14 protein-coding genes are annotated in these 15,672 nt (G+C 58.4%); 13 read left to right on the forward strand and 1 reads right to left on the reverse strand.

Annotated features, from left to right (window positions below; all coding sequences use genetic code 11):
* Positions 1-124 precede the first annotated feature (124 nt).
* Both argF and GHN92_RS13570 read left to right on the forward strand, forming a co-directional pair.
* Complete coding sequence (argF, locus tag GHN92_RS13565; RefSeq protein WP_095001403.1) at positions 125-1,045, forward strand: ornithine carbamoyltransferase; 921 nt, start codon at positions 125-127, stop codon at positions 1,043-1,045.
* Positions 1,042-2,151, forward strand: coding sequence for an ABC transporter ATP-binding protein (locus tag GHN92_RS13570; protein WP_095001404.1), 1,110 nt, complete (start codon positions 1,042-1,044; stop codon positions 2,149-2,151). The genes argF and GHN92_RS13570 overlap by 4 nt, the downstream gene beginning before the upstream one ends.
* Positions 2,152-2,167: 16 nt before the next feature.
* Here GHN92_RS13570 and ybaK read toward each other — a convergent pair whose 3' ends face one another.
* Entirely contained in the window at positions 2,168-2,638 is a 471-nt protein-coding gene (ybaK, locus tag GHN92_RS13575) for a Cys-tRNA(Pro) deacylase (protein ID WP_095001405.1), read from the reverse strand.
* Between the two features lie 370 nt (positions 2,639-3,008).
* Between ybaK and GHN92_RS13580 the strand changes: the two genes are divergently transcribed.
* The 11 genes from GHN92_RS13580 to GHN92_RS13630 all read left to right on the forward strand — a co-directional run bounded on the left by GHN92_RS13580 (position 3,009) and on the right by GHN92_RS13630 (position 15,503).
* Entirely contained in the window at positions 3,009-3,860 is an 852-nt protein-coding gene (locus GHN92_RS13580; RefSeq protein WP_095001406.1) for an MIP/aquaporin family protein, read from the forward strand.
* Between the two features lie 89 nt (positions 3,861-3,949).
* On the forward strand, positions 3,950-5,455 hold the full coding sequence (gene glpK / locus GHN92_RS13585) for a glycerol kinase GlpK (RefSeq protein ID WP_095001407.1): 1,506 nt from the start codon (positions 3,950-3,952) through the stop codon (positions 5,453-5,455).
* Between the two features lie 124 nt (positions 5,456-5,579).
* Positions 5,580-6,335: a DeoR family transcriptional regulator gene (locus GHN92_RS13590; protein ID WP_019823558.1), complete on the forward strand. Its 756-nt coding sequence runs from the start codon at positions 5,580-5,582 to the stop codon at positions 6,333-6,335.
* Between the two features lie 286 nt (positions 6,336-6,621).
* The gene (glpD, locus tag GHN92_RS13595; RefSeq protein WP_095001408.1) at positions 6,622-8,160 is read left to right on the forward strand and encodes a glycerol-3-phosphate dehydrogenase; all 1,539 of its coding nucleotides are present in this window, start codon (positions 6,622-6,624) and stop codon (positions 8,158-8,160) included.
* Between the two features lie 329 nt (positions 8,161-8,489).
* Complete coding sequence (locus GHN92_RS13600) at positions 8,490-9,419, forward strand: glutamate/aspartate ABC transporter substrate-binding protein (RefSeq protein ID WP_095001409.1); 930 nt, start codon at positions 8,490-8,492, stop codon at positions 9,417-9,419.
* A 202-nt stretch (positions 9,420-9,621) separates the two neighbouring features.
* Positions 9,622-10,368: an amino acid ABC transporter permease gene (locus GHN92_RS13605; RefSeq protein WP_016779683.1), complete on the forward strand. Its 747-nt coding sequence runs from the start codon at positions 9,622-9,624 to the stop codon at positions 10,366-10,368.
* Positions 10,368-11,042: an amino acid ABC transporter permease gene (locus GHN92_RS13610; RefSeq protein ID WP_019823564.1), complete on the forward strand. Its 675-nt coding sequence runs from the start codon at positions 10,368-10,370 to the stop codon at positions 11,040-11,042. The genes GHN92_RS13605 and GHN92_RS13610 overlap by 1 nt, the downstream gene beginning before the upstream one ends.
* Complete coding sequence (locus GHN92_RS13615) at positions 11,039-11,773, forward strand: amino acid ABC transporter ATP-binding protein (protein ID WP_016779681.1); 735 nt, start codon at positions 11,039-11,041, stop codon at positions 11,771-11,773. The genes GHN92_RS13610 and GHN92_RS13615 overlap by 4 nt, the downstream gene beginning before the upstream one ends.
* A gap of 168 nt (positions 11,774-11,941) precedes the next feature.
* Positions 11,942-13,846 carry an ATP-binding protein gene (locus tag GHN92_RS13620; RefSeq protein WP_095020398.1) on the forward strand — a complete coding sequence of 635 codons (1,905 nt, stop codon included), beginning with the start codon at positions 11,942-11,944 and terminating at the stop codon, positions 13,844-13,846.
* Positions 13,843-15,168 (forward strand): sigma-54 dependent transcriptional regulator, encoded by a 1,326-nt coding sequence (locus GHN92_RS13625; RefSeq protein ID WP_095001411.1) that lies wholly within the window; start codon positions 13,843-13,845, stop codon positions 15,166-15,168. The genes GHN92_RS13620 and GHN92_RS13625 overlap by 4 nt, the downstream gene beginning before the upstream one ends.
* A gap of 8 nt (positions 15,169-15,176) precedes the next feature.
* Positions 15,177-15,503: a GlpM family protein gene (locus GHN92_RS13630; RefSeq protein WP_169844883.1), complete on the forward strand. Its 327-nt coding sequence runs from the start codon at positions 15,177-15,179 to the stop codon at positions 15,501-15,503.
* Positions 15,504-15,672: the final 169 nt, after the last annotated feature.

Below are 15,672 nucleotides of genomic sequence, written 5' to 3' on the forward strand. Positions count from 1 at the left end.
CCTTATAAGATCGCGCCTTCCCCTATTTCGTCGCCCCGTGCGGCTTTCGCCGCAGGTCTCGCCCGTTTTTCCGAAAACCCCGGCCTTGAGCATCTGCGATCGTTGCAAAAAAAGGTAGTTAATGATGAGCGCAAGGCACTTTCTCTCCCTGATGGATTGCACTCCCGAAGAGCTAGTCAGCGTGATTCGCCGCGGCATCGAGCTTAAGGACCTGCGCCAGCGCAGCGTTCTGTTCGAACCCTTGAAAGGTCGCGTACTGGGCATGATTTTCGAAAAATCATCGACCCGCACCCGCCTGTCATTTGAAGCTGGCATGATCCAGCTCGGTGGCCAGGCCATTTTTCTGTCACCACGAGATACCCAACTGGGTCGTGGCGAACCGATAGGCGACTGCGCCATCGTCATGTCACGCATGCTTGACGCCGTCATGATCCGCACCTTCGCCCACAGCACCCTGACCGAGTTTGCGGCCAATTCCCGCGTACCGGTTATCAATGGCCTGTCGGACGACCTGCACCCATGCCAGCTGCTGGCTGACATGCAGACCTTCCTTGAGCATCGCGGATCGATCAAGGGCAAGACCGTGGCCTGGATTGGTGACGGCAACAACATGTGCAACAGCTATATAGAAGCGGCTATCCAGTTTGACTTCCACCTGCGTGTTGCCTGCCCGCAAGGCTATGAACCAAACCCCGAGTTCGTGGCGCTGGCAGGCGAACGCGTTACCATCGTTCGCGACCCGCGTGATGCCGTGATTGGCGCCCACCTGGTGAGCACCGACGTATGGACATCAATGGGTCAGGAAGACGAAACGGCCAAGCGCCTCGAACTGTTTGCCCCGTATCAGGTCAACCGTGCCCTGCTCGACCTGGCGGCCGATGACGTGCTGTTCATGCACTGCCTGCCTGCTCATCGCGGCGAAGAGATCAGCGTCGACCTGCTGGACGACCCTCGCTCCGTGGCCTGGGATCAGGCCGAAAACCGCCTGCATGCGCAAAAAGCGCTGCTCGAATTCCTTGTCCAACCGGCGTACCAATCCGCATGAGTCAGCCGCTATTGCTAAACCTTCGTGATCTGGCCTGTGGGTATCAGGGCCAGAGCGTGGTGCAAAACCTCAACCTGCATCTCAATGCCGGTGATATCGGCTGCTTGCTGGGCTCTTCGGGGTGCGGCAAAACCACGACATTGCGTGCTATTGCCGGGTTCGAACCGGTACACCAGGGTGAAATCAGGCTGGCAGGCGAAGTGATCTCCAGCGCCGGCTTCACCTTGGCACCCGAGAAACGTCGTATTGGTATGGTGTTTCAGGACTACGCCCTGTTCCCGCACCTGAGCGTGGCCGACAACATTGCCTTCGGCATTCGCAAGCACCCGAACAAAGACCGTGTGACCGAAGAGCTGCTTGAGCTGGTCAACCTTAAAAACCTGGGCAAACGCTTTGCGCACGAGTTATCAGGTGGTCAGCAGCAACGCGTTGCCCTGGCCCGCGCCCTGGCACCCGAGCCGCAACTGCTGTTGCTGGATGAGCCATTCTCCAACCTGGATGGCGAGCTGCGCCGCAAGCTCAGCCACGAAGTGCGCGATATCCTGAAAGCCCGTGGTACAAGTGCGATTTTGGTGACACACGATCAGGAAGAAGCCTTCGCTGTCAGCGATCATGTTGGCGTGTTCAAGGAAGGCCGCCTTGAACAGTGGGACACCCCTTACAACCTCTACCACGAACCTCAGACGCCCTTTGTGGCGAGCTTTATCGGTCAGGGCTACTTTATTCGCGGCCAGTTGCTGACACCTGAATCGGTACAAACCGAGCTGGGTGTCTTGCGTGGCAACCGTGCGTATACCTGGCCAACGGGCGGTGCAGTGGATGTATTGCTGCGCCCGGACGATATCGTCTACGCACCGGACAGCGATTTGAAGGCGCGGATCATCGGCAAGACATTCCTCGGCGCATCGACCCTTTATCGCCTGCAACTGCCGACAGGCAGCCAGCTGGAGTCGATCTTCCCGAGTCATGCCGACCACTTGCCTGGCGCTGAAGTGGGTATTCGCGTTGCCGCCGAACACCTGGTGATGTTTCAAACCAGCGGCAGCATAGCGGCGCAAATCCCGCAATCCGAATCAGGTGTAAGGCGTTTCAGCACAGCGCACTAAAAACCTGTGGCAGCGCTTACGCCCTGCCTACTTCTGCGAACTTCGCTTGCGTGTGCTCTGCCAGCACCGCAGGCGCCAGTTCCACCTCCAGGCCGCGTCGTCCGGCGCTGACAAAAATAGTCGAAAAACCCTCGGCACTTTTATCAATAAAAGTACGCAGGCGCTTCTTTTGCCCCAACGGGCTGATCCCGCCAAGCAGATAACCTGTGGAGCGCTGAGCCGCCGCCGGGTCCGCCATTTCGACTTTCTTCACCCCCGCTGCCTGAGCCAGCGCTTTCAAATCAAGACTTCCGACGACCGGTACGACGGCAACTAGCAACTCGCCCTTTTCACTGCTGGCCAACAGCGTTTTGAACACTTGCGCAGGCTCCAGGCCAAGCTTTTCTGCGGCCTCCAGGCCGTAGGATGCCGCCTTGGGGTCGTGTTCATAGCTGTGTACCCGATGTTCGGCGCGAACTTTTTTCAGCAGGTCCAGTGCAGGCGTCATGACAGCTCCAGTTTTGCAGAGGAGAAAGAAATACGATGGCCGATTTTAGGCTATTACCCCGTAAAAAGGCGCTGAAACCGAGGTTACAGACCCTGCATGTAGCTAAAAAGTTACCTTTACCCCTCTCAATTCGTAGTCTTTGTTTACATAAAAACCAATACCAAAGCACTCATCTGAAGTCAGAATGTGAATACCCGTTCACTTTCGACCTTTGACAGCAGTGTTTCTTGTCTATATTTTTTCGAATCTGAATATACTCACACGACTCAGCCTGACAGCGTAAAACACAAATACGCAGTTCCCGGTCCAGGCTCAGGCGCACTGCCACCCTGATTGACGACGTCAAAAAACAACAATAACGAGGTTTTACATGTCGACTGCATCGCAGCACCCCACACTTTCAGGCCAGTGCCTGGCCGAGTTTCTCGGCACCGCACTTTTGATATTCTTCGGTACCGGCTGTGTTGCGGCTCTCAAGGTCGCGGGCGCAAGTTTTGGCCTATGGGAAATCAGTATCATCTGGGGCATTGGCGTCAGCATGGCGATTTATCTGACGGCCGGCGTTTCCGGCGCACACCTGAACCCGGCGGTCAGCATTGCGCTGTGCCTGTTCACCGATTTTGAAAAACGTAAACTGCCTTTCTATATCCTCGCCCAGATCGCAGGGGCCTTTTGCGCAGCGGCGTTGGTTTACACGCTCTACAGCAACCTGTTCTTCGATTACGAACAAGCCCACCAGATGGTACGTGGCAGCCAGGCCAGCCTGGAATTGGCCTCGGTATTCTCGACCTACCCGCACCCTTCGCTGACAACGCTGCAGGCCTTCCTCGTCGAGCTTGTGATAACCGCTATCCTTATGGGCGTAATCATGGCCCTGACCGACGACAAAAACGGCTTGCCCCGTGGCCCATTGGCCCCCCTGCTGATCGGCTTGCTGATCGCCGTCATTGGCAGCTCGATGGGCCCATTGACCGGTTTTGCGATGAACCCTGCGCGTGATTTCGGGCCCAAGCTGATGACTTTCTTCGCTGGCTGGGGGGACGTCTCGTTCACCGGCGGGCGCGATATCCCGTATTTCCTGATTCCCATTTTTGCACCCATCGTAGGTGCCTGTCTGGGCGCTGCCATTTATCGCGGGATGATTGCCCGGCACTTGCCTGACATTGCCCCGGCAGATGCGGTTACCCAAGCCGCTGCGCCTGCAAAGACCCAGGCATCCTGATACCGACTGATGAAACGGGGCGCACGAGACCTACTGCCCGTTACCTGTCTCGCGCCCGCAACCTCCCTCATTCTGCAAGGCACTAACAAATGACCGACACTCAGAATAAGAACTACATCATTGCGCTGGACCAAGGCACCACCAGTTCGCGAGCGATCATCTTCGATCGTGACGCCAACGTGGTGTGCACAGCACAACGTGAGTTCCAACAGCATTACCCGCAACCGGGCTGGGTCGAACACGACCCGATGGAGATTTTTGCCACCCAGAGCGCCGTGATGGTTGAGGCCCTGGCCCAGGCCGGCCTGCATCATGACCAGGTTGCCGCCATCGGCATTACCAACCAGCGCGAAACCACGGTGGTCTGGGACAAAGAAAGCGGCCGCCCGATCTACAACGCCATCGTCTGGCAATGCCGTCGCAGCACCGAGATCTGCGAGCAGCTCAAGCGCGACGGTCACGAGCAATACATCAGCGACACCACCGGCCTGGTGACCGACCCGTACTTCTCCGGCACCAAACTGAAGTGGATCCTCGACAACGTCGAAGGCAGCCGCGAACGGGCGCGCAAAGGCGAACTGCTGTTTGGCACCATCGACAGCTGGCTGATCTGGAAATTTACCGGCGGCAAAACCCACGTTACCGATTACACCAACGCCTCGCGCACCATGCTCTTTAACATCCACACTCTGGAGTGGGATGCCAAGATGCTGGAGGTGCTGGATATCCCGCGCGAAATGTTGCCTGAAGTGAAGTCGTCTTCAGAAATCTACGGCCGCACCAAAAGCGGTATCGCCATCGGCGGCATTGCCGGCGACCAACAGGCCGCGCTGTTTGGCCAGATGTGCGTCGAGCCCGGCCAGGCCAAGAACACCTACGGCACCGGCTGCTTCCTGCTGATGAACACCGGCGCCAACGCCGTGAAGTCGACCCACGGCATGCTGACCACCATCGCCTGCGGCCCCCGCGGCGAAGTGGCCTACGCCCTGGAAGGCGCCGTGTTCAACGGTGGCTCCACCGTGCAATGGCTGCGTGACGAACTGAAGATCATCAACGACGCCCACGACACCGAATACTTCGCCAATAAAGTCAAAGACAGCAATGGCGTGTATCTGGTGCCTGCCTTCACCGGCCTCGGTGCCCCCTACTGGGACCCGTATGCCCGTGGCGCACTGTTCGGCCTTACTCGCGGCGTACGCGTAGACCACATCATTCGTGCTGCGCTGGAGTCGATTGCCTACCAGACACGGGACGTACTGGACGCTATGCAACAGGACTCCGGCGAACGCCTCAAAGCCCTGCGTGTAGACGGTGGTGCCGTAGCCAACAACTTCCTGATGCAGTTTCAGGCAGACATCCTCGGCACCCAGGTTGAACGCCCGCAAATGCGTGAAACCACGGCCTTGGGCGCTGCCTACCTGGCGGGTCTGGCTTGCGGCTTCTGGGGCAGCCTGGATGAACTGCGCGGCAAGGCGGTGATCGAGCGCGAGTTCGAACCTGCACTGGACGAAAGCTGCAAAGAGAAGCTCTATGCCGGCTGGAAAAAAGCCGTAAGCCGTACCCGCGACTGGGAACCTCACGAAGAAAGCAACTAAGTACGGGCAATTACATCTGCGGGCGCCTATGGCGCCCGCAGTTGCTTGAGGCACCTGCGAGTAGCAGACGACGCTTTCCTGCGGCATCATGGGTGAATTTGCTTCGCCGCCCAAAGGAAACTCCATGAATCTGCCTCCACGCCAACAGCAGATCCTCGAACTCGTACGCGAGCGCGGTTATGTCAGCATCGAGGAAATGGCTCAGTTGTTCGTCGTCACGCCGCAGACCATTCGCCGTGACATCAACCAGTTGGCAGAAGCCGACCTGTTGCGCCGCTACCACGGTGGCGCCGCCTATGACTCCAGTGTAGAGAACACCGCCTACGCCATGCGGGCCGACCAGATGCGCGATGAAAAGCGCCGCATTGGCGAAGCCATTGCCGCCCAGATTCCCGATCACGCCTCGATTTTCATCAATATCGGCACCACCACCGAGTCGATTGCCCGGGCGCTGCTCAACCACAATCACCTGAAAATCATCACCAACAACCTGCATGTTGCGTCGATCCTGAGCGCAAAAGACGACTTCGAAGTACTGATCGCCGGCGGCAATGTGCGCCGCGATGGTGGCATCGTCGGTCAGGCCAGCGTCGACTTTATCAACCAGTTCAAGTTCGACTTCGCCTTGGTTGGTATCAGCGGTATCGATTCTGACGGCAGCTTGCTGGACTTTGACTATCAGGAAGTACGCGTATCCCAGGCGATTATCGCCAATGCCCGACAAACTATCCTGGCAGCGGACTCCAGCAAGTTCGGCCGCAATGCAATGGTCCGCTTGGGCCCGATCACCTTGATCGATTGCCTGGTCACCGACCAGCCGCCCGTGCCGGAGCTGGCGCAACTGCTGGCCCAGAACAAAATTCGTCTGGAAGTGGTGTAACCGCACTCAGATAGTGATGCGGGTTCAGATGCTGTGGGGCGGGCTTGCTCGCGATGGCATCACCGCAACCTGACAGGTGAGCCGCAGCGCCTGCATTGCGAGCAATGCCTGCTCCCGCAGAATCATTGCCCTACACTAAAATGTTCGAAATTCTTCCTTTCGACGCCCTTCGATGAGTTTTTTCAATCGAAGGGTGCTGGCTGCGCGCGCCTTTATCCGCTAATATTTTCGCAAATGAACATTAATGTTCGAATTCAAATATGCGTAAAGAACGCGAGGCCAACCCATGCCCCTGACCACCTTGCCTGCCACTCCCCTCGCTGAGGTTTACGACGTCGCCGTTATTGGTGGTGGAATCAATGGTGTCGGGATTGCGGCAGATGCAGCCGGGCGCGGCCTCTCGGTGTTCCTTTGCGAAAAGGACGATCTGGCCAGCCACACGTCCTCTGCCAGCAGCAAGCTGATCCACGGTGGCCTGCGCTACCTCGAACATTACGAGTTCCGCCTGGTGCGCGAAGCGCTGGCCGAACGCGAAGTGCTGCTGGCCAAAGCCCCGCATATCGTTAAACCGATGCGTTTCGTATTGCCGCACCGACCGCACCTGCGCCCGGCGTGGATGATCCGTGCCGGCCTGTTCCTGTATGACCATTTGGGCAAGCGTGAAAAGCTGGCTGGTTCAACCAGCCTCAAGTTCGGTGCCAACAGCCCCCTTAAAGCAGAAATCACCAAAGGTTTTGAATACTCCGATTGCTGGGTCGATGACGCGCGCCTGGTAGTGCTCAACGCCATGGCCGCGCGGGAAAAAGGCGCCCATGTTCACACCCAGACCCGTTGCGTCGGCGCGCGCCGTAACAAGGGTTTGTGGGAGTTGAACCTGGAACGTGCAGATGGCAGCCTGTTTTCGATCCGCAGCAAGGCCCTGGTCAATGCCGCCGGCCCCTGGGTCGCCAAATTCATCAAGGACGACCTCAAGCTGGACTCGCCTTACGGCATCCGCCTGATCCAGGGTAGCCACCTGATTGTGCCCAAGCTGTATGACGCGCCAAATGCCTTCATCCTGCAGAACGAAGACCAGCGGATTGTGTTCACCATTCCGTACATGGACCAGTTCACCATCATCGGCACCACTGACCGCGAATACACCGGCGATCCGGCCAAGGTCAGCATTACCGAAGAAGAAACCGACTACCTGCTTAATGTGGTCAACGCCCACTTCAAGCAGCAAGTGAGCCGCAGCGACATTCTGCGCACCTACTCCGGCGTGCGCCCGCTGTGCAATGACGAGTCCGACAACCCTTCGGCCGTGACCCGCGACTACACCCTGGCATTGTCTGGCGCAGCGGGCGAAGCCCCGCTTCTATCGGTATTTGGCGGCAAACTGACCACCTATCGCAAGCTGGCCGAATCGGCCATGGCACAGCTGACACCCTACTTCACCCAGATCAAGCCGAGCTGGACCGCCAGCGCGACATTACCCGGCGGCGAAGGCATGACCACGCCAAAAGCCCTGAGCGAGGCCCTGGTCAGCAAATACAGCTGGCTGGATGCCGCAATTGCCAAGCGCTGGGCAATCACCTATGGCAACCGCTCCTGGAGCTTGCTCGAAGGTGCACAAGGCCTGAGCGACATGGGCGAGCATATCGGCAGCGGCCTTTACAGCCGTGAGGTTGATTACCTGTGCAACCAGGAATGGGCACTGGAGGCACAGGACATCCTGTGGCGCCGCACCAAGCTTGGGTTGTTCACCACGGCCGAGGAACAGGCCCACCTGAGCCAGTACATGACCACCCTTGGCCTGAAACACCGCAAGGTTCAGGCCGCTTAATTCGCGTTTAGATGGCCCGTGGGAGCGAGTCCGCTTGCACGGGCCTTCGCTCCTCCCCCCCCGCACTGCCTGCCTTTCATTCGGTTTTCCGAACGCACTCCCCCCCAATGATTCGGCTTTCCGGGCATCTGCATGCCACCGAAGTCCCGACATAAAACTTTAATTCGTTATAAATCAGCAGGTTAGACTTTAATACCAGGGCTGGCACGACTCATGCTCTACACTCTATGCCGAATGCTTAAACAGAGCGTTTAGCCTGTTGAGACGTTCTGAGTAAAAAAGGGCCTGCAAACGGGCTCAATAAAAAAAACAATGTCGAGGAAACATCGATGCGCATCGTTCCGCAACTTTTGGGCGCAGCAATTGCTGCAGCTCTGATTAGCACTCCAGTTTTTGCAGCCGAATTGACCGGCACACTGAAGAAAATCAAAGAATCCGGCACCATCACCCTTGGGCATCGTGACTCCTCCATTCCGTTCTCCTACATCGCGGACGCTTCCGGCAAACCGGTTGGCTACTCCCATGATGTGCAACTGGCTATCGTTGAAGGGCTGAAAAAACAGCTCGACATGCCGGACCTGAAGGTCAAGTACAACCTCGTCACCTCCCAGACCCGTATCCCGCTGGTGCAGAACGGCACCGTTGACGTTGAGTGTGGTTCCACCACCAACAACGTTGAACGCCAACAGCAAGTCGACTTCTCGGTCGGCATCTTCGAAATCGGTACGCGCCTGCTGTCCAAAAAGGACTCGCCTTACAAGGACTTCGCTGACCTGAAAGGCAAAAACGTCGTGACCACTGCTGGTACCACCTCCGAGCGCATCCTCAAAGCGATGAACGCCGACAAGCAGATGGGCATGAACGTGATCTCGGCAAAAGACCACGGCGAAGCCTTCAACATGCTGGAGTCGGGCCGTGCTGTTGCTTTCATGATGGACGACGCCCTGCTGGCCGGTGAAATGGCCAAAGCCAAGAAGCCTACAGACTGGGCCGTGACCGGCACTCCACAGTCTTACGAAATCTACGGCTGCATGCTGCGTAAAGGCGATCCGGAATTCAAAAAGGCCGTGGATGACGCCATCGTTGCCTACTACAAGTCGGGCAAGATCAACGACACCTACAAAACCTGGTTCGAGTCGCCGATTCCACCAAAAGGCCTGAACCTGATGTTCCCGATGAGCGATGAGCTCAAAGCGTTGATTGCCACCCCTACCGACAAGGCAGCAGACGACAAACCGGCTGAAGAAAAGAAATCCTGATTTCAGCCGGCTGAACCCCCCGGGCGCAAGCCATTGCGCCCGGGGGTGTCGACCACCTTTGGACTAAGCTTCTTATTGCATTAGAGAGCACTCGACCCGCCGGTTATCGAGCGGGCTAAGTGTGCCCGGCGACCCTGCCGGGTGAGAACGGATTCCCTGAAGCAAGTGCTTGTTTATAGACCCATCTGAGGGGAGACCCTGCATGAATTACAATTGGGACTGGAGCGTGTTCTTCAAGTCCACCGGCGTAGGCAGCGAGACATATCTCGACTGGTTTATTTCCGGCCTGGGCTGGACCATCGCTATCGCTGTTGTCGCCTGGATTGTCGCGCTGATCCTGGGTTCGCTGCTGGGCGTGATGCGCACCCTGCCGAACCGCTTTATCGCGGGCATTGCCACGGTATACGTAGAAATCTTCCGTAACGTTCCGCTGCTGGTGCAGCTGTTTATCTGGTACTTCCTGGTGCCCGATCTGCTGCCACCCAACCTGCAGGAATGGTACAAGCAGGACCTCAACCCGACCACTTCGGCTTATCTGAGCGTTGTCGTGTGTCTGGGCCTGTTTACCGCCGCACGTGTTTGCGAACAGGTACGTACCGGTATCGAAGCCCTGCCACGGGGCCAGGAAGCAGCGGCCCGCGCCATGGGTTTCAGCATGGCGCAGATCTACTGGAACGTGCTGCTGCCACAGGCCTACCGGATCATCATTCCACCGCTCACCTCCGAATTCCTCAACGTGTTCAAGAACTCGTCCGTGGCCTCGCTGATCGGTTTGATGGAACTGCTGGCACAAACCAAACAGACGGCCGAGTTTTCCGCCAACCTGTTTGAAGCCTTCACCCTGGCCACGTTGATCTACTTCACCCTGAACATGAGCCTGATGCTGTTGATGCGCCTGATCGAGAAAAAAGTAGCCGTACCCGGTCTCATGTCTCTGGGGGGCAAATAATGGACTTCTTCGATTTCAGCGGGATTGTCCCCGCCCTGCCGGGCCTGTGGAACGGCATGATCATGACCCTCAAGCTGATGGTCATGGGCGTTGTCGGTGGTGTGGCCCTGGGCACCGTGCTGGCCCTGATGCGTTTATCGTCAAGCAAGTGGATGGCCAACCTGGCCGGCGCTTACGTGAACTATTTCCGTTCCATCCCGCTGCTGCTGGTCATTACCTGGTTCTACCTGGCCGTGCCGTTCGTGCTGCGCTGGATCACCGGCAAGGACACCCCGATCGGGGCGTTCGAGTCGTGCCTGGTAGCCTTCGTCATGTTCGAAGCAGCCTACTTCTGCGAAATCGTGCGAGCAGGCGTGCAGGCCATCCCCAAGGGGCAAATGGGTGCAGCCAAGGCCCTGGGCATGAGCTACGGCCAGGCCATGCGCCTGATCATCCTGCCCCAGGCCTTTCGTAAAATGACCCCGCTGCTGCTGCAACAGAGCATTATCCTGTTCCAGGACACCTCTCTGGTCTACACGGTTGGCCTGGTGGATTTCCTCAATGCCTCGCGTTCCAGTGGCGACATCATCGGCCGCTCCAATGAGTTCCTGATCTTCGCCGGTCTGGTGTATTTCATCATCAGCTTTTCCGCCTCGCTGCTGGTCAAGCGTCTGCAAAAAAGGTTTGCCGTATGATCTCGATCAAGAACATCAACAAGTGGTACGGGGACTTCCAGGTACTGACCGATTGCAGTACTGAAGTCAAAAAAGGCGAAGTGGTCGTTGTCTGTGGCCCGTCGGGCTCGGGCAAGTCGACCCTGATCAAGTGCGTCAACGCCCTTGAACCGTTCCAGAAAGGCGACATCGTGGTTGACGGCACCTCCATTGCCGACCCGAAGACCAACCTGCCGAAGCTGCGTTCGCGGGTTGGCATGGTGTTCCAGCACTTCGAACTGTTCCCGCACATGACCATCACCGAAAACCTGACCATTGCCCAGGTCAAGGTATTGGGCCGCAGCAAGGCTGAAGCCACCAAAAAAGGCCTTGAGCTTCTGGAACGCGTAGGCCTGTCGGCCCATGCCCACAAGCACCCCGGCCAGCTTTCCGGCGGGCAACAACAACGTGTGGCGATTGCCCGCGCCCTGGCCATGGACCCGATCGTCATGCTGTTTGATGAACCGACCTCGGCCCTTGACCCGGAAATGGTCAACGAAGTGCTCGACGTCATGGTGCAGTTGGCCAACGAAGGCATGACCATGATGTGCGTGACCCACGAAATGGGTTTTGCCCGCAAGGTCGCCAATCGGGTGATCTTTATGGATCAGGGCAAAATCGTCGAAGACTGTGAGAAAGAAGAGTTTTTCGGTGATGTATCGGCCCGCTCCGAGCGTGCCCAGCACTTCCTCGCCAAGATCCTGCAGCACTAAACACCCGTTCAGCTCCCACCGGCTTGGGTGGGAGCGGGCTTGCTCGCGATGGCAGCGATCCTGGTTAACTGATGAACCGCGCCGCTCCCATCGCGAGCAAGCCCGCTCCCACAGTGGATCTACGTGAACGGTCAACCACTGCACAGTGGTTGACCCAAGGCATCTGTGATGAAATGCGACCCCACTATTTATCGCGGTGCTCCGCCCTCACTTGCCGTGAAACCTCGCCTGCTCCGTCATTTCCTGCTGCCTCTGCTGATCATCCTGTTGACGATCGGCCTGGGCTACGCGGGCTATCGCATCAGTGAACACTTCGGTATTCGTACCCTGAGCGAAACCGGCGAACGCCAACTGGAACTGCATGCCCGTACCGTTGAAAGTGAGCTGGGCAAATACACTTACCTGCCCAGCCTGCTGGAGCTGGAGTCCAGCGTTTCGCGATTGCTCGCCGATCCCTCCGTGCAGAACCGGGTCACCGTCAACCAATACCTCGAAGGCCTGAACCGCCGCAGCCGCAGCCGGGCCATCTATGTGCTCGACACCACCGGCCGCGTGATGGCTACCAGCAACTGGCGGGATACCGACAGTTATCTGGGCGAGGACCTGTCATTTCGCGCCTATTTTCAGGATGCCGTACGCGGCCAGCCCGGACGCTTCTACGGCATTGGCAGTACCTCGGGTGAACCCGGCTACTACCTCGCCCACGGCCTGGAAGAGCAGGGCAAGATCATTGGCGTGGCCGTGATCAAAGTCCGCCTCGAAGCCCTTGAGGAGCGCTGGCAACGCGCCCGCCTCGAAGCCTACGTCAGCGACGAGAACGGCATTATCATCCTGTCCAGCGACCCTACCCGGCGGCTCAAGTCCATCCACCCGCTCAGTGCCGACACCAAGGAGCGCCTGGCCCGCAGCCTGCAGTACTACTGGTGGCCGCTCAACGAGCTGGAACCGCTGGAGCGGGAAAACCTCGCCGAAGGCGTAGAAAAAGTCACCTTCGCCAGCAGTAACGATGTGGTGACCGACCACCAGGAAGTCAGCTACCTGGCGCAAACCCGCAGGCTTAACGACACCCCCTGGGACATCACCCTGCTCACGCCATTGCAAGACCTGCGCCGTGAAGCGGCGAACCAGGGAATGCTGGTGGCGGTGGCATTTGCCTTGCTGGCCTTTTTGCTGATTGCCTGGAATGAGCGACGCAAAGTGATAGCCACTCGACTGGCTGCACGGGAAGCCCTGCAAGAGGCCAACAACCAGCTGGAGCGCAAGATCACCGAGCGCACCACCCACCTGCGGGCCAGCAACGAACGGCTCAAAGGCCAGATACGCGAGCGGCGCCAGGCCGAAGACACCCTGCGCCGCGCCCAGGATGAACTGGTACAGGCGGGCAAGCTGGCGGCCATCGGGCAGATGTCCACCAGCATCGCCCATGAACTGAACCAGCCGCTGGCGGCCTTGCGCACGCTGTCGGGCAATACCGTGCGTTTTCTTGAACGCGGTGATCTCAAGGTCGCCGCGGACAACCTCGGCACCATCAACAATCTGGTCGACCGAATGGGCCGCATCACCGCTAACCTGCGCTCCTTCGCCCGCCGCGGTGACGATCATGGCCAGGCCTGCCTGGGCAAGGCCGTTGACGCCGCCCTGCAACTGCTCGCCAGCCGCATGGAAGAATCAGGGGTGCAACTGCATCGAGACTTCACGGAGGTGGCGCTCAAGATTGATCAAACCCGACTTGAGCAAATTCTGGTCAACCTGATCGGCAATGCGCTGGACGCCATGCAAGGTCAGGCGACACAACCGCAACTGTGGCTGACGGGCGAGCCCAACGACGCCAAATACCGTCTGTGCGTGCGCGATAACGGTCCCGGGATCGAGCCAGAAGCACGCAAACATCTCTTTGAACCTTTCTTCACCACCAAACCCGGCGAACAGGGTCTAGGCCTTGGCCTGACCCTGTCGGCCAGCCTGGCCGCTGCTGCCGGCGGTAGCCTCAGTGTCGAGTTCCCGGTCACCGGTGGTGTCGCATTTGTCCTTCTTTTGCCGCTGGTACAACCTGCTAAGGCCGACACGCCATGAATAACGACCTGACGGTCCTGATTGTTGAAGACGATCCCCATGTTCTGCTCGGCTGCCAGCAGGCGCTGGCGCTCGAAGATATTCGCAGCGAAGGCGTCAGCAGTGCCGAACAGGCGCTGGCGCTGGTAGGCGACAACTTCCCGGGTATCGTCATCAGTGATATCCGCCTGCCCGGAATGGATGGTCTTGAACTGCTCAAGCACCTCAAGGCCCGCGACCGCACCCTGCCGGTGGTATTGATTACCGGGCATGGCGATATTTCCATGGCCGTGGGCGCCATGCGTGACGGTGCCTATGACTTTATGGAGAAACCCTTCTCCCCCGAACGCCTGGTTGATGTGGCCCGTCGTGCGCTGGAGCAGCGCAGCCTGGCGCGGGAAGTCTGGTCGCTGCGCCGTCAGCTTGCCGAGCGTGATTCACTTGAAGGACGCATCATCGGCCGCTCGCCGGCCATGCAGCAGTTGCGCGAACTGATAGCCAACGTCGCCGATACTTCAGCCAACGTGCTGATTGAAGGTGAAACCGGTACCGGCAAGGAGCTGGTCGCCCGCTGCCTGCACGACTTCAGCCGCCGCCAGCCCCAGCAATTTGTCGCCCTCAACTGCGGTGGTCTGCCGGAAAACCTGTTTGAAAGCGAAATTTTCGGCCACGAAGCCAACGCCTTTACCGGGGCAGGCAAACGCCGCATCGGCAAAATCGAACACGCCCATGGCGGCACGCTGTTTCTCGACGAAGTGGAAAGCATGCCGCTCAACCTGCAGATCAAACTGCTGCGGGTTTTGCAGGAGCGCACTCTGGAGCGCCTGGGCTCCAACCAGAGCATCGATGTGGACTGCCGGGTTATTGCGGCGACCAAATCCGACCTCGACCAACTGAGCAAGGCCAGCCAGTTTCGCAGCGACCTGTACTACCGCCTGAACGTGGTCACACTTGAGCTGCCACCTTTGCGCGAACGCCGCGAAGACATCCTGCAACTGTTTGAATACTTTCTGCAGCAATCATCATTGCGTTTCGACCGTGCGGCCCCGGAGCTGGATAACCAGACCCTGTCCAGCCTGATGAGTCATGACTGGCCGGGCAATGTGCGGGAACTGCGCAACGTGGCCGAACGTTTTGCCCTGGGCCTTCCGGCGTTCAAAAAGCCTGGGAGCAATGCAGCGCAGGGGCTGGGGTTTTCCGAGGCGGTGGAAGCGTTCGAACGCAACCTGCTCAACGATGCCCTGCAACGCAGCGGCGGCAACCTGACCCAGGCCAGCCAGGAACTGGGCATGGCCAAGACCACCCTCTTTGATAAAGTCAAAAAATACGGGCTCGCGCACTGATGGATCTGATTCTCAAAGCTGCACTGGGCGCTGGAGTGGTGATCATTCTGGCCATGCTGGCCAAAACCAAAAACTACTACATCGCAGGGCTTGTGCCGCTGTTTCCAACCTTTGCCCTGATCGCCCACTACATCGTCGGCAAAGGCCGCTCGGTGGACGACCTGAAAACCACCATTGTGTTCGGCATGTGGTCGATCATTCCTTACTTCGTGTACCTCGCTGCCCTGTACGTGCTGGTCGATCGCATGCGCCTTGAAGCCTCGCTGGCGCTGGCCGCCGTAGCCTGGCTAATGGCCGCGACCGTGCTGGTCAGCGTTTGGGTACGCCTGCACTGAAACGATGGGAGCGGGCTTGCTCGCAATACAAATGACGCGGTTTGCCAGATAAACAGCAGTGACATCCTCGCTGGCAACCCCGACCCCCACAGGCCAAGTCGTTTGGCCCGCCCCTTGCATTTACCCTATAAAGCCCGCCCTGCCTGGATCGGCGGCGATGACATGGGGT

The sequence above is a fragment of the Pseudomonas sp. FSL R10-2964 genome (assembly GCF_009600035.1).
GTDB classification, from domain to species: Bacteria; Pseudomonadota; Gammaproteobacteria; order Pseudomonadales; family Pseudomonadaceae; genus Aquipseudomonas; species Aquipseudomonas bubulae.